The organism is Ralstonia mannitolilytica, from assembly GCF_000954135.1.
GTDB classification, from domain to species: domain Bacteria; phylum Pseudomonadota; class Gammaproteobacteria; order Burkholderiales; family Burkholderiaceae; genus Ralstonia; species Ralstonia mannitolilytica.
Map to the genome: position 1 here is coordinate 500,671 of NZ_CP010800.1, position 19,718 is coordinate 520,388.

Annotated in this window: 17 protein-coding genes, 1 tRNA gene and 2 pseudogenes; 3 read left to right on the plus strand and 17 right to left on the minus strand. The window is 67.0% G+C overall.

Annotated elements, in window-relative coordinates; genetic code table 11:
* The 5 genes and pseudogenes from TK49_RS18935 to TK49_RS18955 form a co-directional block, all read right to left on the minus strand.
* Positions 1–1,326, minus strand: coding sequence for an MFS transporter (locus TK49_RS18935; protein WP_045219034.1), 1,326 nt, complete (start codon positions 1,324–1,326; stop codon positions 1–3).
* A gap of 85 nt (positions 1,327–1,411) precedes the next feature.
* On the minus strand, positions 1,412–2,782 hold the full coding sequence (locus TK49_RS18940) for an MFS transporter (RefSeq protein WP_045220340.1): 1,371 nt from the start codon (positions 2,780–2,782) through the stop codon (positions 1,412–1,414).
* Positions 2,783–2,832: 50 nt separating this feature from the next.
* Entirely contained in the window at positions 2,833–3,780 is a 948-nt protein-coding gene (locus tag TK49_RS18945) for an SMP-30/gluconolactonase/LRE family protein (protein WP_394372238.1), read from the minus strand.
* Positions 3,780–4,727 (minus strand): annotated as a pseudogene (locus TK49_RS18950) (NAD(P)-dependent oxidoreductase). Before TK49_RS18950 ends, TK49_RS18945 begins: the two are co-directional and overlap by 1 nt.
* On the minus strand, positions 4,727–5,425 hold the full coding sequence (locus tag TK49_RS18955; protein ID WP_045219035.1) for an RraA family protein: 699 nt from the start codon (positions 5,423–5,425) through the stop codon (positions 4,727–4,729). The pseudogene TK49_RS18950 and the gene TK49_RS18955 overlap by 1 nt, the downstream one beginning before the upstream one ends.
* A gap of 171 nt (positions 5,426–5,596) precedes the next feature.
* Between TK49_RS18955 and TK49_RS18960 the strand changes: the two genes are divergently transcribed.
* Positions 5,597–6,307, plus strand: coding sequence for an IclR family transcriptional regulator (locus tag TK49_RS18960; protein WP_045219037.1), 711 nt, complete (start codon positions 5,597–5,599; stop codon positions 6,305–6,307).
* Between the two features lie 46 nt (positions 6,308–6,353).
* Here TK49_RS18960 and TK49_RS18965 read toward each other — a convergent pair whose 3' ends face one another.
* The 5 genes and pseudogenes from TK49_RS18965 to TK49_RS18985 all read right to left on the minus strand — a co-directional run bounded on the left by TK49_RS18965 (position 6,354) and on the right by TK49_RS18985 (position 10,973).
* Positions 6,354–7,274 (minus strand): recombination-associated protein RdgC, encoded by a 921-nt coding sequence (locus tag TK49_RS18965; protein WP_045219040.1) that lies wholly within the window; start codon positions 7,272–7,274, stop codon positions 6,354–6,356.
* Positions 7,275–7,759: 485 nt separating this feature from the next.
* On the minus strand, positions 7,760–9,268 hold the full coding sequence (mctP, locus tag TK49_RS18970; protein ID WP_045219042.1) for a monocarboxylate uptake permease MctP: 1,509 nt from the start codon (positions 9,266–9,268) through the stop codon (positions 7,760–7,762).
* Complete coding sequence (locus TK49_RS18975) at positions 9,268–9,447, minus strand: DUF3311 domain-containing protein (protein WP_009240236.1); 180 nt, start codon at positions 9,445–9,447, stop codon at positions 9,268–9,270. Before TK49_RS18975 ends, mctP begins: the two co-directional genes overlap by 1 nt.
* 430 nt (positions 9,448–9,877) lie before the next feature.
* Positions 9,878–10,152: pseudogene (locus tag TK49_RS25010) on the minus strand (MFS transporter); the annotation flags it as partial.
* Positions 10,146–10,973: an OXA-22 family class D beta-lactamase OXA-443 gene (locus tag TK49_RS18985; RefSeq protein WP_045219048.1), complete on the minus strand. Its 828-nt coding sequence runs from the start codon at positions 10,971–10,973 to the stop codon at positions 10,146–10,148. The gene TK49_RS18985 and the pseudogene TK49_RS25010, both read right to left, overlap by 7 nt.
* 179 nt (positions 10,974–11,152) lie before the next feature.
* On the opposite strand from TK49_RS18985, the gene TK49_RS18990 reads away from it, so the two are divergent.
* Positions 11,153–11,237 (plus strand) — tRNA-Leu (locus TK49_RS18990).
* A 65-nt stretch (positions 11,238–11,302) separates the two neighbouring features.
* On the opposite strand, the gene TK49_RS18995 is transcribed toward TK49_RS18990, so the two are convergent.
* From TK49_RS18995 to leuC, 7 genes are all read right to left on the minus strand, one after another.
* A complete protein-coding gene (locus tag TK49_RS18995) occupies positions 11,303–12,454 on the minus strand; it encodes a DSD1 family PLP-dependent enzyme (protein WP_045219050.1) in 1,152 nt (383 codons plus the stop codon).
* 10 nt (positions 12,455–12,464) lie between these two features.
* Complete coding sequence (locus TK49_RS19000; RefSeq protein WP_099050682.1) at positions 12,465–13,124, minus strand: HAD-IA family hydrolase; 660 nt, start codon at positions 13,122–13,124, stop codon at positions 12,465–12,467.
* A 103-nt stretch (positions 13,125–13,227) separates the two neighbouring features.
* Positions 13,228–14,133: a LysR family transcriptional regulator gene (locus TK49_RS19005; protein ID WP_045219053.1), complete on the minus strand. Its 906-nt coding sequence runs from the start codon at positions 14,131–14,133 to the stop codon at positions 13,228–13,230.
* A 3-nt stretch (positions 14,134–14,136) separates the two neighbouring features.
* Positions 14,137–15,090, minus strand: a complete 954-nt coding sequence (gene pip, locus TK49_RS19010) for a prolyl aminopeptidase (RefSeq protein WP_045219055.1) — start codon at positions 15,088–15,090, stop codon at positions 14,137–14,139.
* Positions 15,091–15,169: 79 nt separating this feature from the next.
* Positions 15,170–16,492, minus strand: a complete 1,323-nt coding sequence (locus TK49_RS19015) for a 2-hydroxycarboxylate transporter family protein (protein ID WP_045219056.1) — start codon at positions 16,490–16,492, stop codon at positions 15,170–15,172.
* 97 nt (positions 16,493–16,589) lie between these two features.
* Complete coding sequence (gene leuD / locus TK49_RS19020) at positions 16,590–17,252, minus strand: 3-isopropylmalate dehydratase small subunit (protein ID WP_045219059.1); 663 nt, start codon at positions 17,250–17,252, stop codon at positions 16,590–16,592.
* Positions 17,245–18,660, minus strand: a complete 1,416-nt coding sequence (gene leuC / locus TK49_RS19025) for a 3-isopropylmalate dehydratase large subunit (RefSeq protein ID WP_045219061.1) — start codon at positions 18,658–18,660, stop codon at positions 17,245–17,247. The genes leuD and leuC overlap by 8 nt, the downstream gene beginning before the upstream one ends.
* A gap of 122 nt (positions 18,661–18,782) precedes the next feature.
* On the opposite strand from leuC, the gene TK49_RS19030 reads away from it, so the two are divergent.
* Positions 18,783–19,694 (plus strand): LysR family transcriptional regulator, encoded by a 912-nt coding sequence (locus TK49_RS19030; protein ID WP_045219062.1) that lies wholly within the window; start codon positions 18,783–18,785, stop codon positions 19,692–19,694.
* Positions 19,695–19,718: the final 24 nt, after the last annotated feature.

Below are 19,718 nucleotides of genomic sequence, written 5' to 3' on the forward strand. Positions count from 1 at the left end.
TCAGGCGGCCTCCGTCTTGCTCAGCACCTGCGCTTGCCGCCGGTTCCGGCTCAGGAGCAGCAGCGTCGCCACGCTCACAAGCGTCAACACGGCCAGGGGCATCAGCGCGAGTGCGTAGCTGCCGGTCGCCTGCTTGACCCAGCCGTACACATTCACCATGAGGCCGCCGCCGATGAGGTTGGCAATCGCATTGATGGTGGCCAGTCCGGCTGCTGCCGCGCTGTTCGACAGCATGCCCGATGCGAGCGCCCAGAACGGTCCCTTGAACGAATACGCGCCGACGAGCACCGCGCACAGCATCACCATGGTCGGCATGAGCGAGTCGCTGAGCGACGTGCCGAACAGGCCCAGGCCGATCAGCAGCATGGGGATGGCCGTGTGCCAGCGACGTTCTTTCCGGCGATCGGAACTGCGACCCCAGAGAACCATCAGGACCGATGCCAGCGCGTACGGCACCGAGTTCAGCAGCCCGGTCTGCATGACGGTCAGCCCGAACGACTTCAGCAGTTGCGGCTGCCACACCGAGAGCGTGCTGCCGGCCGCCGACGCGCACACATCCACCAGCGCGAGGCAGAGCACGTAGCGATTGCAGAACAGCTTGACCAGCGGCATCTGCGCCACCTTCTTCGGCCCACGTGCTTCGCCGGCCAGCGTGCTCGTCAGCCACTGGCGTTCTTCGTCGGACAGCCACTTCGCTTCTTCGGGCCGGTTCGTCAGCACGCGCAGGCACGCAAAGCCGAGCAGCACGGTGGGAATCCCTTCGAGAATGAACAGCCAGTGCCAGCCACGCAACCCGGCCACGCCGTCCATCTGCAGCAACGCGGCCGAGATGGGCGAGCCGATGAAGCTCGCTGCCGGAATTGCCACCATGAAAATCGCCACGATGCGCGCGCGGTGCGTGGCCGGAATCCAGTACGACAGATACAGCAGCACGCCGGGAAAGAAACCCGCCTCGGCCGCGCCGAGCAGAAAGCGCAGCGTGTAGAACGACGCGGGGCCACTGACCAGCGCGGTGGCGGCCGAGACCAGGCCCCACGTGATCATGATCCGCGCGATCCAGATGCGCGCGCCGTAGCGCTGCAGCGCCAGGTTGCTCGGCACCTCGAAGAAGAAGTACGACACGAAGAACAGGCTGCTGCCGAACCCGAACACCCGGGCCGTGAGCCCGAGGTCATGGTTCATCTGCAGCGAGGCCATGCCCACGTTGCCGCGATCAATGAAGGCCAGCAGGTAGCAGACCATGAGGAATGGCACGAGCCGCCAGACCACCTTGCGCAGGGTCCGCTGCTCGAGATCGGTGACACCGGTACTGCCCGTCACTTGCATGTGTGTCTCCTGGCGCCGTCGTGGATTTTGCGGCGCTGTCGATATGGGGTGTTCAGAAACAAGGGTAGGTACTGCGATGGGGCCGTCAATGGGCGGCCGCTTCCCCGGCATCTGCGCCCGGGTCGCCCAGCCAGGCGATGGCCAGCGCACCGATGAGCAGCACCGCAGACACCGCCATGAGCGGCGCCGTGAAGCCGTGGGAAAACTGCTTGATCGCGCCGATCATCGACGGCCCGACAAAGCCGCCGAGATTGCCCACCGATACGATCAGCGCCAGACCGCCCGCCGCCGCACGGCCCGTCAGGAAGCTCGACGGGATGGCCCAGTACGTGGCCTGGAATGCCAGGATGCCGCTCACCGTCACGCACAGGGCGACCAGCTTCAGCGCGGGTGCGTGCAACACCGTGCTGGCCGCCAGCGCCGCCGCCGCCACGACAAGCGCGCCGGCCACGTAAGGAATGCGGTTCTGCGCGCGGTTCGCCACACGCGCCCACCACAGCATGACCACAGCGCCCATTGCGTACGGAGTCGCCGTCAGCCACCCGACCACGGTGTGCTCGACGCCGAACTGCTTGATGATCTGCGGCATCCACAGGCCCACGCCGATGGAGCCGACGATGCCGCAGAAGTTGATGAACGCCAGCACGAAGACGCGCCAGTTCGTCATCGCATCGCGCAGGGTCGCGCCATGCTTGCTGGCGATGTCGCGCTGCTCCAGCGCGAGACGGCGTGCGAGGACGGCCTTCTCATCGTCGGTGAGCCATTTCGCCTTTTCCGGCCGATCCGCCAGCACGAACAGGCACGCGATACCGAGCAGCACGGCTGGCAACCCTTCGATCAGCAGCAGCCACTGCCAGCTGCGCAGGCCATGCAGGCCGCCGAGCTGCAGCAACGCACCGGAAATCGGCGAGCCGATCATGTTTGCCACCGGAATGCCCACCAGGAACGCCGCGGTCACCTTGGCGCGCCACTTGCCCGGAAACCAGTGCGTGAAATACAGGTAAATGCCGGGCGTGAAGCCCGCCTCGGCCAGCCCCAGGAGGAAGCGCGCGGCCGCAAAGCTCTTGGGTCCGACTACAAACGCCGTCGCCATCGAGAAGATGCCCCACGTGATCATGATCCGCGCGATCCAGACGCGCGCGCCCACCTTCTGCATGATGAGGTTGCTGGGAATCTCGAACAGGAAATACCCGATGAAGAACAGCCCCGCCCCGAACCCGAACTGCTCGGCGGTCAGGCCGATGTCCTGGTTCATGGTGAGCGCCGCAAAGCCCACGTTGGTGCGATCGAGATAGCTGATCACATAGCAGGCGAAGATGAAGGGCAGGATGCGCCGAAACGCCTTGGCCAGCGTGCGCTCGCTCGCCTGGTAGTGGGCATCCGGCAGGGTGGCCGCGACATGCGCACTCGCGTCTGTTGGCGGCGTGGCTGCACTCAAGGTCTGGGATAGTTGCATGGTCTCCTCCATCGCGCCTCTGTGGGCGCTCCGGGTTGCGTATCGATGCGCTAGGCTGGAGCCCTCGCGCGGTGCGGCAGCGGGCCGGCGATGTCCATCTCGGTCATGAGCACCGTGCCGGATATCGATTCCGTCATGAACAGCGTCTTCATCCCGGGCCCGCCAAAGCACAGGTTGGTCAGCGAGGCACCTTCGGGGCTCGTCACAATCACCTCCGGCTCCGCGCGATGGTTCAGCACCCACGCGCGGCCCAGGCCGGGGTTGGCCACGAACAGCCTGCCCGACGTGTCGATCGCCAGGCCGTCCGGGCCGCTTGGGCCATACGACGAAAAGAACTGCCCCACCTTGCTGACCGAGCCGTCGGCCTGCAGCGGCACCCGCCACACGCAATTGCCGCGCGTCATGGCCACGTAGAGCACCTTCTCGTCCGGTGAGAGCACCAGCCCGTTGGGGCTGGGGCAGTTGTCCAGCAGCGTGTCGAGCTTGCCCTCCGGCGAGACGCGATAGACGCGCCCCGTCGGATCGTGCAGCCCGGTCTGGCCCTGGTCCGTGAAGTACAGGTTGCCGCGCGAATCGAACGTCAGGTCATTCACGCCCTTGAAGCGCTCGGAGTTGCGCCGCTCCAGGTACGGCGTGACTACGCCGCGCCGGATGTCGAGCAGCATCAGACCGTTGCGGTAGTCGGTGATGAGCAGGTGCGCGTCGTCGAACCGCTTCATGCCGTTCGGCTCGCCGTCGTATTCGACGACAAGCTCCCATTCGCCCGCAGGCGAGATGCGGAAGATGCGGCCATGCGGGATGTCGGTCACGTACAGATGGCCGCGTCCTTGGCCATCGGGGCTCCACACCGGCCCTTCGAGGAAGGCGTCGGTGGGTTGGCCACCGCGGTTGGCGCGCGCCCACTCGGTCTGCACGTCGGGCCTGCGGAACGTGTCCGGCATGCGCGTAAAGACTTCCGCTTCACGCACGACAGCTGGCGAGAGCATGTACATGGCCATCACGCGGCAGTACGCGCGCGCTCCTCGATCACCGCGAGCACGTTGGCCGCCGCGCCCTTGCCCATGTTCACGTAGGCCGCATCGCTCACGCCGCCGATGTGCGGCGACAGGATGACGTTGCCGATGCCCTGGAACGGGTGCGGCGTCGTCATCGGCTCCACCTCGAAGCTGTCGAGCCCGGCCGCGCGCAGCTGGCCGCTGGCAAGTGCCTCGGCCAGCGCCGCCTCGTCGATGAGGCCGCCGCGCGCGGTGTTGACGAGAATCGCACCCGGCTTGAAGCGCTTGAGCGTGTCGCGGTTCAGCATCCTGCGGTTCTCGGCCGTCAGCGGGCAGTGCAGCGAGACCACGTCCGACTGCGCGTAGAGCGTGTCGAGGCTGACCAGCTGCACGCCGGCCGGTGCCTCCTTGGCATACGGATCGAACGCAAGCACCTTCATGCCGAACGCCAGCCCGATGGCGGCCGTGCGCCGTCCGATCGCGCCCAGGCCGACAAGGCCCAGCGTGCGGCCATCCAGCTCGACCGACTTGTGCGTCGCCTTGTCCCAATGTCCGGCGCGCATGCGCGCGTCGAGTTGCGGAACGGCCTTGGCGCACGCCAGGATGAGCGCCCACGCATGCTCGGCCACCGCCGCCGCATTGGCGCCGACCGCGGCGCGCACGGCGATGCCGCGCGCGGCAGCAGCCTCCTGGTCGATAACATCGATGCCGCTGCCGTGCTTGGAGATGACCTGCAGGTTGCCGGCCGCATCCATGATGCGCGCATTGACCTTGCCCTAGCGCACGATGATCGCCACCGGCTTGTGCCGCCCGCACAGCGCGACGATGTCGTCTTCGGTCGGCTGCTTGCCGGCAAACACGACCTCGAAGTCGGCCAGCATGTCGAGCGCCTGCGGCGCCAGGTCGGCCGCCGTCACCAGGACGACAGGCTTGTGTACAGTCGCGCCCATCACAGTGCCTCGCCTTCGGCCAGCATGCCCACGGCGCGCAGTTCCTTCTCCAGCCAGCCTGGGCGCGTGTCGCCCTTGCGGATGGCGGCAATGCGGGCGGTTTCGGCATCGACCTTCTTCTGCGCCAGCACGAGAATGCGCTCGACATCGTCACGCGGGATGACGACCACGCCGTCCGCATCGCCGACGACGAGGTCGCCCGCATGCACGGTCGCGCCCGCCACGGACACCGGCAGGTTCACGCGTCCCGCCACGCTCTTGGTCGGGCCGCACGGGTTGAGGCCGACAGAGAAGACCGGAAACGCGCCGGTCGCCAGCTCGTGCGAATCCCGCACCGCGCCGTCGATCACAAAGCCCGCAATGCCGGTGGCATGCGCCTGCGTGGCCATGATCTCGCCGATGAGCGCGCAGCTCTGGTCACCCTTGCCGTCCACCACGATCACGTCGCCGGGCTTGGCAACGGCCAGCGCCGCGTGGATGGCGAGGTTGTCGCCGGGCCGGACTTCCACTGTGACGGCGGGGCCGGCCAACTTCATCGTCGGCGACAGTGGCTTGACCCGGCCGTTCAGCGTGCCGCGACGGCCTGCCACGTCGGCCAGGATGGCGGCCTGAAAGCGGGCAGCCGCCTCCACCAGGGCCGGAGAAACGCGCTCAATGTCGCGCACGATGGTGGAAGTGGAATGCAAAGGGGTACTCATGAAAAACCTGTCTCAGTGGATATCAGTTTTACTACGTACAACACTGGTGTACCCAGTGAAACCACTATAACCACGACATCCGCGGCGATCCACTAGCGTTTACCCTTCCGCCACATAAAACGGCGTTGTACATAGTACAATCGTGCCGTTATTCGGTTCGGGGGCGAGGAAATGGGGAACGACGGCGTCGCCGCAGTGGAAAAGGCGTTGGCCTTGCTGGATTGCTTCAAGCCGGGAGCGGAGTCGCTCTCACTTGCGGCACTGGCGCAAGTGTCCGGCATGCATAAGACGACGGTGTATCGGCTGATGAACTCGCTCGAGCGCATGCGCTATGTCATCCGCTCGGAGTCTGGCGCGTATTCGCTCGGGCCGCGCCTGCTGTACCTGGGCAAGCTGTATGAACAGTCGTTCCACCTGTCGTCGGTGGTGGAGCCGGTGCTGCATGCGCTGGCGGCCGCCACGCGCGAGAGCGCATCGTACTACGTGATCGACCACGGCCGGCGGCTCTGCCTGTTCCGCGCCGAGCCGTCGGAGGGCCTGCGCGAGACGCGGCTGCCCGGTACGTCGCTACCGCTGGACGACACCGCCATCAGCCACGTGCTGCGCTACTGGGGCCTGGGCGAACCGCTGTACGACACACCGCCCGCGCTGCCGCTCTTCACCTCCGGCGCGCGCGACCAGCACACGGCGGCGTTTGCGACGCCGGTGTTCGGCTCCGGCGACAAATTCATGGCAGCCCTGACGCTGTCGGGCGCGGCATCCAGGCTGGAAGCCGCGCGCGCATCGGGCGATTTCGTTGCGACGCAGTTGCAGGCGGCGTCCGAGTTGTCGCGCAAGCTCGGCGCGAGCGCGGGCTGGTGCGAACGGATTTACGGCGCCTGACGGGCCGGGTCTACGTTCGACCAGGCCGCCCCGCAGCCCGCGGCGCTCAGGCAGCGGCTCGCTGCATCGCCTCGCGCTGATCCCCGCCGAGGCTGTCGACCACATCCGCCAGCATCCGCGCCAACTCGCCCGTCATCAGGGCGAAGTCCGACGCGAAGCGTTCGTCGTCGTTCTGTGCGGTCGGGTCCGCGGCTTCCTTGATCACGTCGAGCGGCGTGACGCGCTTGATGGTCAGCGACGGCGTCAGCACGAACGAGATCTTGTTGTCCCACGTCATGCCCAGACGCGTGCATTGCTTGCCGGCTTCGATGTGCCGACGCATGTCGTCGGCCTCGAGCGCGTGGCCGACATACCGCACCGTGGCGCCGCCTTCGCCGGTCGAGCGCAATTCGGCGTCCAGATCCACGGTGAATCCGCCCGGGCCCTCGCCGGACAGCAGCCAATCGGTCATCGCAGCCACCGGTGAACGCGCCACCTGCACGGTGGTGAGCGGCAATGGGTCGATCGACTTCACGAGCAGGCTCCGGACGTCGTCCGCAATGGCCTGCGCAGCGGCATCGATGACGAGCCAGCCGTTGGCGGTGTCGATCCACACACGGGTATCCCGCCGGATGCTGAACGCGCGCGGCAGCAACTCGTCGGTCACCTGCTCCTTGAGTTCGCGCAGCTGCTTGCGGCCCGGCTTGTAGCCTTGCTGCTCCTCGATTTCAAGCGCGCGTTCCTTGGTGACCTGGTTGATGACCGAGGCGGGAAGCAGCTTCTTTTCGGCGCGGAACACGAGCAGCATCTGCCGGTTTGCCGCATACACGAGCGCGCCGTCGTCGCGCGGCGCTGCCCATCCGAAGGTCTGCTTCTCGACGCTGTTGCCGGGCTGGAAGGCGTGGGGTGCCAGCCATTGTTCAAGCTGATCCGGGGCAACGGTCCAGGGGGCGGGAAGACGATGAAGCTGAAGGTTCTTGAACCACATGGGAATCCGGGCAAAGTCCGCGATTTTAAATGACCGCGGCGCTTTGCCCGGCTTTGCCGCCGTGCGGGTACCCGTCGCGCCGCGCCACGGCTGCAACGGTGCGCTTCAGCCGCCGATTTCCGCGTGGACGGCCCGCAGTGCGAGCCGATAGGTTTCGATGCCGAATCCGCAGATCCGCCCAGACTGGCAAGCGGCCCGATGCTGTCGAAGTGCTCCGCGATGGCGCTCGCCAACTCGAGCTCGAGCGCACCGGCCGCGCCCGCCCACGCAGCGTGCATGCGCTTGTCGGCAAGCGCAACGCAAACCCCTTGAGCGCGAAGGGCGCGGTGACCCAGTCACATCAGAGGGGGGGCACTGCGCTCCTGTTGCGACGATGCCAAGCGACAGAAGGCGGCTCGCTCCTCGAAAAAAATGCCGCGCTCTCTCGAGCACGGCCTTCTTTGCGCCAGGGCCGCCGTTTCCGGCGGCTCTTCATTCTGCATCGATCAGCCTGCCTGGCGCACCGCGGGCGTTTCTTCCCCGCGCTTGCCCAGCACCAGCTGCACCACCACCGCGACGATGATGTTGAAGGCCAGCGCCGCGAGCCCCGTGTAGATGGAGAACTTGTCGCCGCCAATCACAAAGGTGTGCACGGGCTTGATGCCGTCGGAGAACGCCAACCAGCTGCCGGCGATCATGCCCGCCGCCCACCCGGTCAGCAGCGCCGGCGCACGGAAGCGGTTCGACACGTTGAACAGCCCGAACACCACCGACGGGAAGGTCTGCACGATCCACACGCCGCCCAGCAGCTGCAGGTCCAGTGCGAACTTCGTCGGCAGGAACAGGATGAACACCAGCGCGCCCGCCTTGACGATCAGCGAGATCACCTTGGCCACCTTTTCCTCGCCGGCGTGCGACAGGTCCGGCGCCACGTAGGGCTTCCAGAAGTTGCGCGTGAAGAGGTTGGCCGCGCCGATCGACATGACCGCCGCCGGCACCAGCGCACCGATGGCGATGGCCGAAAACGCAAAGCCCGTGAACCAGCTCGGGAACAGCGCGTTGAACAGCGCGGGCACCACGTCGTTGTTGTTCGTCACCTTGATGCCTGCAGCGTAGGCCATGAAGCCCAGCAGCGCGATCAGGCCCAGCAGCACCGTGTAGGCCGGCAGGAAGACGGCGTTCTTGCGGATGGTGTCTGCACTGCGCGCGGCAAAGATGCCCGTGAGCGTATGCGGATACATGAACGCGGCCAGTGCCGAGCCGATCGCCAGCGAGGCAAACGGCAGGAACTGCGCAGGCTTCAGCGTCAGCCCCGTGGCCCCGCCCTTGACGGCAAACGCGTCATGCGCCGAGGCAAACACCGCACCATAGCCGCCCAGCTTGGCCGGCACCAGCACCACGGCCACCAGCACCACGATGTAGATCATGATGTCCTTGACGAACGCGATGAGCGCCGGCGCCCGCAGGCCCGCGGAGTACGTGTACAGCGCCAGGATGATGAAGGCCGCCGCCAGCGGCAGCTCGCCCGTCAGGCCCAGCGCCTTGATCACGACCTCCATGCCGATGAGCTGCAGCGCGATGTACGGCATCGTCGCCACCACGCCGGTGAGCGCCACGGCAAACTCGAGTGCGCGCGAGCCGTAACGGCCGTACACCGCATCGGCCGCCGTCACGTGGCCATTGGCATGCGCCACCTTCCACAGCTTCGGCATGATCAGGAAGACGATCGGATACACCAGGATCGTGTACGGCAGCGCGAAGAAGCCATACGCGCCCACCGCATACACGAGCGCCGGCACGGCGATCACGGTGTAGGCGGTGTAGAAATCGCCGCCCACCAGGAACCACGTGATCCAGGTGCCGAAGTTGCGGCCGCCCAGGCCCCATTCGTCGATGTGCGCGCCCTTGTCGGATTGCCCGCGCTGCCAGCGCGAGGCGATGAAACCCAGCACCGTCACCAGGGCAAAGAAGAAGATGAAGATGCCCAGCGCAGTCCAGTTGATCTGTCCGTCCATCATTCTTCTCCCTTGCTCTGGCCGTTCTTGAAGACGATCCAGATCAGCAGCGAGGTGATCGGCACCCAGAGGAACTGATACCAGTAGAAGAACGGAAAGCCGAACAGCGTGGGCGTTTCCTGGTTGTAGAACGGCACCCACAGCAGGCCGATGAATGGCAGCGCGAGCAAGAACTTCATGGATCTGTCTCCTGATGCGGACTTCGGATGTTGTTTTGAACCGGTGAGGTGCCACGCGAAGCGCGTGACCGGACAGTCATCTGACGAAGTGCTTTCCGTCTCTGTTGTTATCGGGCGCACTGTGACCGCGCCATCCTCGGAAAACCATCCGCACCTGTACGCACCCACCACACGTAGTACTACGTAGCAAGCGTAGACTTTTCGCGTGAAATAACCAATCGCTAAGGCTGGTGCGGGTTTCCTAGGGTTTTCACGAATTCCGGCAACGCGCGCTGATGGTGGGATACGCGAGGAAACGCGGAAGCGGCGCGCAAGTGCGGCTTGCCGCCAAGCAAAGCGGGGCGGACGGTGTTGGCCGCGGGGCGTTACGGATGCCGGCCTGCGGCACAGCAGAATCCTGGCTGCTGCCGGGGGTATTAGTCAGTTTGTCTCACGAATGGCGGCCGTCCCCATGCCGCCATGCCACGGCCGCGCAAAACCAGCTGCACCGCACCGCCGCACGGCATGGCGACGCGCAAGCCCGGCACCCCGCCGCCGCTGGCGGCATACGCCGCGCCGCGCATGGACACGCCCAGCGTCGCCCCCCTCATTCGCGCCACGTTGGCAAGCGCGGACGCCGTGCCCGAGCGCTCGGGTCCGATGGCGCCCACCGCCGCGCCCCATCTGCGACCCCGTGGCACAGCCCATGCCGAGGCCGATCAGGGCTTGGCGGCAGCCAGCACCTGCGGCAGGCGCGCCAGCATCGCGTCGCGCGAGCGGATGCCGCCCGAGGTGGGCTCGATCTTGTCGTCCTGGATCAGGTTCGCAAACACGTAGGTCCGGCCTCCTTTCTTCGCCCAGCCGACAAACCAGCCATAAGCGTGGGCCTGATCCCACGTGCCGTCGGCCGAGGTATTGCCCGGCGCCGGGCCCGCCGTGCCCGTCTTGCCCTGCACGGCCCAGCCGCCGGGCACCTGCCACGTCTGCACGGTGCGGTCGACCATCTCGTACGTCTGCGCCGACACGGGCAACTGCCGGTTGACGAGCCGGCGCAGAAAGCCGACCTGCTCCTCGGGCGAGATCTTCAGCGACGAGGTGATCCACGAGCGATCCAGGCCGTTGTTCTTGCCCGGGTCGCCGCTCACATCCATGTTGCCGTAGTCGAGCTTGCGCACGTACGAGGCGAACATCTGCGCGCCCATCGCGTGGGTGATGCGCTGGGAATACCAGACCACCGAATACTTGAGCCACAGCGTCGGGTCGACAGGCTGGCGCCACGGCCGGCCGCCCCAGTCGGGGTCGCCGCGCCTGAAGTGTTCGACCGGCGTGTGCGGGTCTTTCAGGAAGCCGGCGTCGTAGCCCATGACGGCCAGCGCCAGCTTGAAGGTGGACGCCGGCGTCACGCGCTCGTTGCACTTGCCCTCCTGCAGGACGACCTTGCCCGTGGCGGCGTCGGCAACGAGCGTGCAGACAGGGTGTTCGGCATGGGCGAAGGTGGCCAGGGCGGCAAGGAAGGCGCCGGTGGTGGCGTGGCGGAGTTTCGTCATCGGGCAAACCTCGTTAATGGACTGCAATGCACTGCGCGGCAGCGTAGCAGCGAGGTGGCGGCCCGGCAGATGGCCAGCGACGTAACGGGTGTAACCGCGGCGCCGCGCGGCAATGCCGGCCTGCGCAAAAAAGGGGCTTGCAAATTCTGGAGCGGCCGGTAAAATGCGCCGCTCACCTAGCCCAGGTGGCGGAATTGGTAGACGCACTAGTTTCAGGTACTAGCGGGTAACTCCGTGGAGGTTCGAGTCCTCTCCTGGGCACCAGGATTCAGGCAAAAGCCCGCAGCAATGCGGGCTTTTTGCTTTTGCACAGTCGACAGCCCGGTCGATTACCAGCCATGGAAGCGCGCCCAGGTCTGCACCGCGCCGCATGACGGCACCGCTTGGTACGCCGGAAACTGCGCGCCCGTCGCGCACGCGTGGTTGGGCAGAACGCGCAGCTTCGTGCCCACCGGAAAACGCCCGACAAGATCGCTCGCCACCGTGCCGTCGGTGGCCCCCAGGATGCCGTGCTCCTGGTTCGCGCCGATCAGCGTGAGCCCGTCGAGGGGCATGCCGTCCAGCGTACACGGTTGCCCGTAGCCGTAGTCGTGCGCCTGCCTGGCGGTACCGCGGTCGCGGCTCATGGCCATCCAACCGGCATCGACGATCACCCAGCCTTTGTCAGGCTGATGGCCGATCACGGTCGTGAGCACGCTCAGCGCAATTTCATCCATCGCGCAGACACCCACGTTGTGCATCACGAGATCGAAGAAGACGTACACGCCCGCGCGCACCTCCGTCACGCCCGGCAGCCGCTCGGCGGCCAGCGCGGTGGGTGTCGAACCGACGCTGACGGCGGCGCACGGCACGCCGGCTTCGCGCAGGCGCTCGGCGGCGCGCACGCAGCCTGCACGCTCCTGCTCGGCCAGGGCAGCCAGCGCAGCACGGTCGCTGAGGTCGTAGCTGGAACCCGCGTGCGTCATCACGCCACCCACGTCGATGCCGCCGGCCTGCAGCGTGCGCCCCACGTCCAGCAGCGCATCCTGTTCGGGCGTGAGGCCGCAGCGGTGGCCATCGGTGTCGACCTCGATCCAGACTTCGCAGCGCTCGCCGTGCGTGCGGGCGTGGTCGACCACGGCCCGGGCGGCCTCGACATTGTCGACCACGAGCTTGAGGTCGCAGCCGCGCCTGCGCAGCGCCATGGCGCGCGGCAGCTTGCCCGCGACGATACCGACGGCATAGAGGATGCCCTTGATGCCTGCGGCAAAGAACGCCTCGGCCTCCTTCAACGTCGACACGGTGATGCCCTGCGCGCCGGCGGCCAGCTGCGCGCGCACGACGTCGAGGCACTTGGTGGTCTTCACGTGCGGGCGAAACTTCACGCCCAGCGCATTCATGCGGTGCTGCATGCGGGCGATGTTGTGCTGCATGCGCGGCAGGTCGATGAGCGCGGCGGGCGTGTCAAGCGCCTCCAGCGGGTGTGCGGTATCGGATGTCATGGTGGCCTCCTCAAACGGGTGCGGCAAAACGGCCGGCCCAGGGCAGCAGCCCGTCGAGCGTCGGCGAGGTGATTTCCGGCACCTGCGCACCTTGCACGGGCTTGAGCCCGATGCGGTTGTGCCAGTACGTGCGCAGGCCGACGGCGGCGGTGCCGAACATGTCGTAGCTGGAGCCCGCCACGAACGCGGCGTCGGCTGCATTCACGCCAAGCTGGTCCAGCGCCATCCGATACGGCTTCGGGTCGGGCTTGTAGACGCCCGCCTGCTCGGCCGTGACGACGACATCCCAACGGATGGGCAACAGCGCGGCGGCCTGCCGGCCCAGGCGCTCGGAGCAGTTCGTGACGACGGCCAGCCTGCAGTGTGGCTGCAGCGCGGTCAGCGCCTCCACCGCGCCGCTCCACGGCTGCAGCTCGAGCCAGTGGGCTTCCAGCGCGTCGGGCGCCGCATCGGGCAGGCCGACGTTGCTGGCAGCCTGCCGCACCATCGCTTCATACGGCACATACGCGCCGCAGCCGTACGTGAGCCGCAGATACTCCGCGCGCCACGTGCGGCCTGCCGGCTCAGAGCCGGCGGCGCGGTTCCACAGCGACCACGAATCGAGCAGCGCGGTCAGCAGATCGAACAGGACGGCCCTCGGGTAACGGGAAGGAGCGGCAGCAAGGGGCATGCGTGTCACCTGCATATCGGCGGGAATCGATGCAGCCGATTGTAGGCATCAGGCGCGGTCTTTCGGTGAAGCCGCTTTGATTCATAGATTCAGTTGCACTACATCAGGCGCGCCACGGCGGCTGCGGTCTGAAGCGGCTTTGCAAGGCCTGCATGAAGTGGCGCGTGCGCTGCGGCAAGCCGGCACGGCCGTGTGTGAGCGCGATCACGTTGGCGTCGGGCGCCTTCCAGCCGGGTAGCAGGCGCACCAGGTGGCCGGCGCGCAGATCGTCCGCCACGTCCCATTCGGAGCGCAGGATGACGCCGCGGCCCTCGCGCGCCCACTGGCGGATCACGTCGCCGTCGTTGCAGACGAGGTGGTTCCGCACGCGCACGCTGCGGCTCGTGCGGCCCTTGCTGAAGTGCCACAGCGTGACATCCTCCTTGTTCTCCCGCAGCACGATGCACGGCAGCGCGGCAAGGTCCTCCGGTGCTTGCGGCAGGCCGAAACGCTTCACCAGCGCGGGCGATGCGCAGACAAACCGCGCATTCGGCGCAATCGCGTAGCCCACGAGGTTCGATACCTGCAACGCGCCGATATGCACCACCACATCAAAGCGATCCGCCGCCTCGGTGAGCGGTGCATCGGACAGCGTCAGTTCGATGTCGACATCCGGGTGCTGCTGCTGAAACTCGGCAATGATCGGCGCCACATAACGCCGCCCGAACCCGAGCGGCGCGTTGACCTTCAGCGTCCCGACCAGGCCGCCGCGGCGCGTGTGCAGGTCTTCCGACAGCGCATCGAGCTGGCGGATCAGCTCCGCGCCGCGCTCGCACAGCAGTGCGCCCTCCTGCGTGAATCGCAGGCTGCGCGCGGTCCGGTCGACCAGCCGCGTGCCAAGCTTCTTCTCCAGCTGCTGCAGGCGCTGCGACACGGCCGACGGCGTCAGGCCGAGCGCGCGCGCCGTCGCCACCAGGCTGCCGTTGTCCTGGATGGCGAGCAGGAAGCGCAGGTCGACGGAGTCCGTCATCCGCTATTTGCCGGCAAAGCGGTCCGTGGCGGCAATGAGCTGGTCGAGGATGCCGGGCTCGGACCACGCATGGCCCGCGCCTTCGATCAGGTGGAAGTCCGAATCGGGCCACGCCTGGTGCAGCGCGTAGGCATAGCGCGCTGGGCACGGCATGTCGTAGCGGCCATGCACGATCACGCCGGGAATGCCGGCCAGCCTGTGCGCCTCGCGCAGCAGCTGGCCTTCTTCGAGCCAGCACTGGTGCGTGAAGTAGTGGTTCTCCAGACGTGCGAAGGCCAGCGCGAAATGGTCGTCGGCGTGCTTGGCGCTGTTGCCCGGGTCGGGCAGCAGCGTGATGGTCTCGCCCTCCCACACGCTCCACGCGCGGGCCGCCTCGATCTGCTTGGCGGTATCGGTGCCGGTGAGGATCTTGCGGTAGGCCGCGATCATGTCGCCGCGCTCGTCTTCGGGGATGGGCGCCTGGAAGCGGGCCCATTTCTCCGGGAACATCTCCGACACGCCGTACTGGTAATACCAGCGCAGCTCGGCCTGCGTGACGGTGTAGACGCCGCGCAGCACGAGTTCGCTCACGTGCTGCGGATACTTCTGAGCGTAGGCCAGGGCCAGCGTCGAACCCCAGGAGCCGCCGAAGACGAGCCAGCGCCCGGCGCCGGCAATCGCGCGCAGGCGCTCGATGTCGGCCACGAGGTGCCACGTGGTGTTGGCTTCGAGCCCCGCGTGCGGCGTCGATCGGCCGCAGCCGCGCTGGTCAAACAGCATGACGTCGTAGCGCGCGGGGTCGAACAGGCGGCGGTGGTCGGCCGAGATGCCGCCGCCCGGCCCGCCGTGCAGGAACACCGCCGGCTTGGCGCCGGGCGTGCCGACGCGTTCGTAGTAGATCGTGTGGCCATCGCCCACGTCCAGCATGCCGGTTTCGTACGGTTCGATGGCGGGATACAGCGTGCGCAGTGCGGTCATGGCAATCCGGGAAGTGCGTGAACGGTGCTTGAGTGTAGCGCCGTTGCCGTGCCCGCCGTGCTTGCTGGTGGTGGCCCCCTCAGTGCAGCAGCCTGAGCAGGATCGTGGCGCACACGATCATCGCGGCGCCGCCGATGCGTGTGCTGATCTGCGCGAATGGCATCAGGCCCATGCGGTTGGATGCCGAGAGGATCGCCACGTCTCCCGTGCCGCCCAGGCCGCTGTGACACGCCGTCACGATGCCAGATTCCACCGGATGCATCCCCAGCCATCTGCCGACGAAGAAGCCCGATGCCACGAGCGCCAGCACCGTGGCCGCGCAGATCGCAAAGTAGCCAGGCGTGAACGCCACCACCAGTTCCTTCCAAGACACGAACAGCGCACCGAGCCCGACGAGGATCGCAAACGTGAGGTTGGTCGAGACAAACCGGTACATCTGGAAGGCGCCCAGCTCCATCTTCTCGGGCATGAGCTTCGTCACCTTCAGCACCGCCGCGCTAATGATCATGAGGATCGGCCCCGGAATGCCCGTGAACGGCGCCAGGAGCGCGCCGAAGATGAAGAACGCGCATGCAATCAGCAAGCCGGCGCCCATGAGCCCGAGCTGGATGGGGGCGTCCACATGATCGTTGCGCAGCAGGTCGGCATCGTCGCCGGCCTTGACGAGGTCGCCATTGCCGGTCAGATGCGGGCGCTTCTCGCCAAGCCACCTGAGCGCACCGCTCGACAGGATGGCGACCACGTTGCCGAGCAAGGCCGCCGGCACGAGCATGGCAACCAGCTCGGCTTGCGGCCGGCCCAGAATCTCTGCATAGCCGATCGAGAGCGGCAGGATGCCCTCCCCGATGCCGCCGCCCACAATGGGAATGACGATGAAGAAAAAGGTATGCATCGGGTCATGACCGAACAGCAGCCCGACCGACACGCCCGCCACGACGGCCGCCAGCGTGCCGACCAGCAGCGGCACGGACATCCGCATGAATCCCTGCACCAGCACGCGGTGGCGCATGCCGAGGATACTGCCCGCCACCAGGCAGGCGATGTAAAGATACTGGAGGTTGGCCGTCTTCATGGTGGTGGTCAGCGCCTTGACCATCTCGGGGTCGATCGCCTTGTAGCCGACCAGCGCCGACGGCACGAACAGGCACAGGATGGCCGCCCCGCCAACGTGCCGGAACACCGGAAGCCGCGCCCCGATCTCGCCCAACAGGAAGCCGAGCAGCATCAGCACGGCAAACCCGCCGATCATGTCGTTGGGCAGCTTCTTGCTGGCGGCCGCCAGGACCGTGACGGCGGCGATGACGACATAGAGCGGCAACGGCAACGGCCCGACGCGATAACGCGCGAGCGTGCGCCAGAACCCGGTGGGCGCGGCGGGATCCGCAGGCAGGGAGGCTTGCATGGTTTGTCTCCTGACAGGCGCGGCGTCGCCCCTCGTCTTGGGCGAGGTGACGATGCGCCGCTGTTGTGTGTGGTGGTGTAACGAAACGAGGAAGCGCTCAAGGCAGGCTGCCCGGTGGAGCCGCGGCAAGCCGCGCGCGCGTGGTGGCCGCAATGTCGCGCAACCACGGCCGCGCCTGCCAGTGCGCCCGCTGGAACGCGTCGATCTCGCTCCAGCGCGCCAGCGTCGCACCGATCATGTCCAGGCCATGCAGGAACATGTGCCGGTGCCGATCCGACAGGGCAAACGGCACTTCAACGCTGTGGCTGCGCACCGTCATCGCCTGCACATCAATGGCGATGCGGTGCGTGGCGGGGTCGGACACTTCGGCCAGGATGCGCGCCACATCGGCTGGCTCGAGCATCACGAGCAGCAGACGGTTGTTCATCGCGTTGCTGTAGAAGATCTCGCCAAAGCTCGGGGCGATGACGGCGCGAATGCCGAACTGCTGCAGCCCCCAGACCGCGTGCTCGCGGCTGGAGCCACATCCGAAGTTGCTCCCGCCGACGAGGATGGACGCTCCCTGGTACGCCGGCTGGTTCAGGACGCAGTCGCTGCGCGGCTCGTGGTTGGCGTCGTAACGCAGGTCGTACAGCACGCCGCGGTCGAGGCCGGCCTTGTCGATGCCGCGCAGGAACTGCTTCGGCATGATCTGATCGGTATCGAGGTTGGGCGTGGGCAGCGGCGCGGCGATGCCTTCGATGTACGTGGTCTCAGGCATGTGCGGTCTCCGGGTGAGGTTGCGGCTCGGCTTGCAGCTTGCGGACGTCGGTGATGCGGCCCGTGATGGCGGCGGCCGCCGCCATGGCCGGACTCATCAGGTGCGTGATGCCACCGCGCCCCTGGCGGCCTTCGAAGTTGCGGTTCGTGGTGGAGGCGCAGCGCTCTCCCGGCGCGAGCACGTCGTCGTTCATCGCCAGGCACATCGAGCAGCCGGGCTGGCGCCATTCAAAACCGCTGGCGATCAGCACCTCGGCAATGCCCTCCTGCTCGGCTTGCCGGCGCACTGCGCCCGACCCCGGCACGACCATCGCCCGCACACCCGCGGCCACGCGCCGGCCGCGCACGACGGCTGCCACCTCGCGCAGATCTTCAATGCGCGCATTCGTGCACGAACCGATGAACACGCGCTGCACCGGCACGCCCTCGATGGCGCTGCCGGCCTCCAGCCCCACGTAGCGCAGGGCCCGCTCGGATGCCGCTTGCGCCGGCGGAATCGTGCCGGTCACGGGGATGGCCTCATCCGGGCTGGTGCCCCACGTCACGTAGGGCGCGACCTCGCTGGCATCGAAGTGGTACTCGGCATCGAACTGCGCATCGGCATCGCTGAAGAGCTGGCGCCAGTCGGCCAATGCCGCGTTCACGTGGGCGCCTGCGACATCCCGTGCGTGTTCGAGCACGTAGCGCGTGGTCTTGGTGTCGGGCGCGATCAGCGCGCCGCGCGCACCGGCTTCCACCGCCATGTTGCACAGGGTCATGCGTGCCTCCATCGAGAGCGCCTGGATGGCACTGCCGGCAAATTCGACCACATAGCCGCGCGCACCCTGCGCGCCGATGCGGCTGATGACGTGGAGGATCAGGTCCTTGGCGGTGGTGCCTGTCGGCAGTTGCCCGTCCACGCGGATGCGCATGTCCTGCGCGAGCCGGTACACCAGCGTCTGCGTCGCCAGCACGTGCTCGACTTCGGACGTGCCGATGCCAAAGCCCAGCGCGCCGAACGCGCCGTAGGTGGTGGTGTGGCTGTCGCCGCAGAGCACGACCATGCCGGGGCGGATCATGCCCAGCTCCGGCGCGATCACATGCTCGATGCCCTGCAGCGCATCGTTCGTGTCGAACAGGACGATGCCGTGTTCGGCACAGTTCTCCGCCAGGTTGGACGCCTGCAACGCCGAAGCAGCGTCTTCGATGACGCGCACGCGCACCGGGTGCGTCGGGATGATGTGGTCGACCACCGCCATGTGCTGGCCTGGCGCCGCCACTGCGCGGCCTGCTTCGCGCAAGCCCGCAAAGGCCTGCGGGCTGGTGTACTCGTTCATGATGTGCAGATCGGCGTACAGCAGCACGTTCTGCGCATCGAGCCGGGCGACGGTGTGCGAGTCGACCAGCTTCCGATACAGCGTTTTTGCCATGCGTTCTCCATTCGTTCGATGCGTCCGGCGCGCCGGGCTTCCTTTGCGAGATGGAGTCTAGCCATGAAGATGCAATTTATAATTGTCCGACATCTTTATTTATTCTTTACTTCATTTGAATAATGGATCGCGTGTCCGATCTCGAGTTCTTTACCCGGCTGGTCAAGCAGGGCTCCCTGGCGGCGTTGGCGCGCGAGTTGGGCGTGACACCGCCGGCCGTGACGGCGCGGCTGGCGCAACTGGAAAGGCGCCTCGGCGTGCGCCTGCTCAACCGCACCACGCGGCGCCTGAGCGTCACGCATGAAGGCGAGATCTACCTGGCCACCGGCTCGCGGCTGCTGGAAGAACTCGAGGCGCTGGAGCAGGCGGTCTCCAGCAGCCGCGGCACACCGAAGGGCCTGTTGCGGGTGAATGCCACGTTCGGCTTCGGGCGCCGGCATATCGCGCCGGCCGTCGTCGAGTTCGCCCGGCGTTATCCCGAGGTGGAGGTGCAACTGGAGCTGACAGACCGCTCCGTCAACCTGGCCGACAAGGCCTTCGACATCGGCATCTGGTTCGGCACGGTCCCCGATTCGCGCATGGTGGCGCGCAAGATCGTCAGCAATCGCCGGCTGCTGTGCGCGTCGCCCGAATATCTCGCACGCGCGGGCGCGCCCCAGGTGCCGCGCGATCTGCAATCGCATGCGTGCATCGTGCTGCGCGAGAGCGATGCCGCCTACGGCACGTGGTACCTCACACGCGGCAGCAAGCATGAAACCGTCAAGGTGCGCGGGCCGCTGAGCACCAACGACGGCGAGACCGGCGTGCTGTGGGCGCTGGCCGGCTACGGCATCCTCATGCGCTCGGAGTGGGACATCCACGCCCACGTGCGCGACGGCCGGCTGGTGCCCGTGCTGACCGATTGGACGCTGCCCGTGGCCGATGTTTTCGCGGTGTATCCGGAGCGCGCGAACCTGTCGGCCAAAGTCAGCGCGTTCATCGATTTCCTCTCGGAGTGGTTCCAGCGCGACGCCGGCTGGGCCGACCGCCGCTGACCCATCGCCGCGCAATCCCACGCC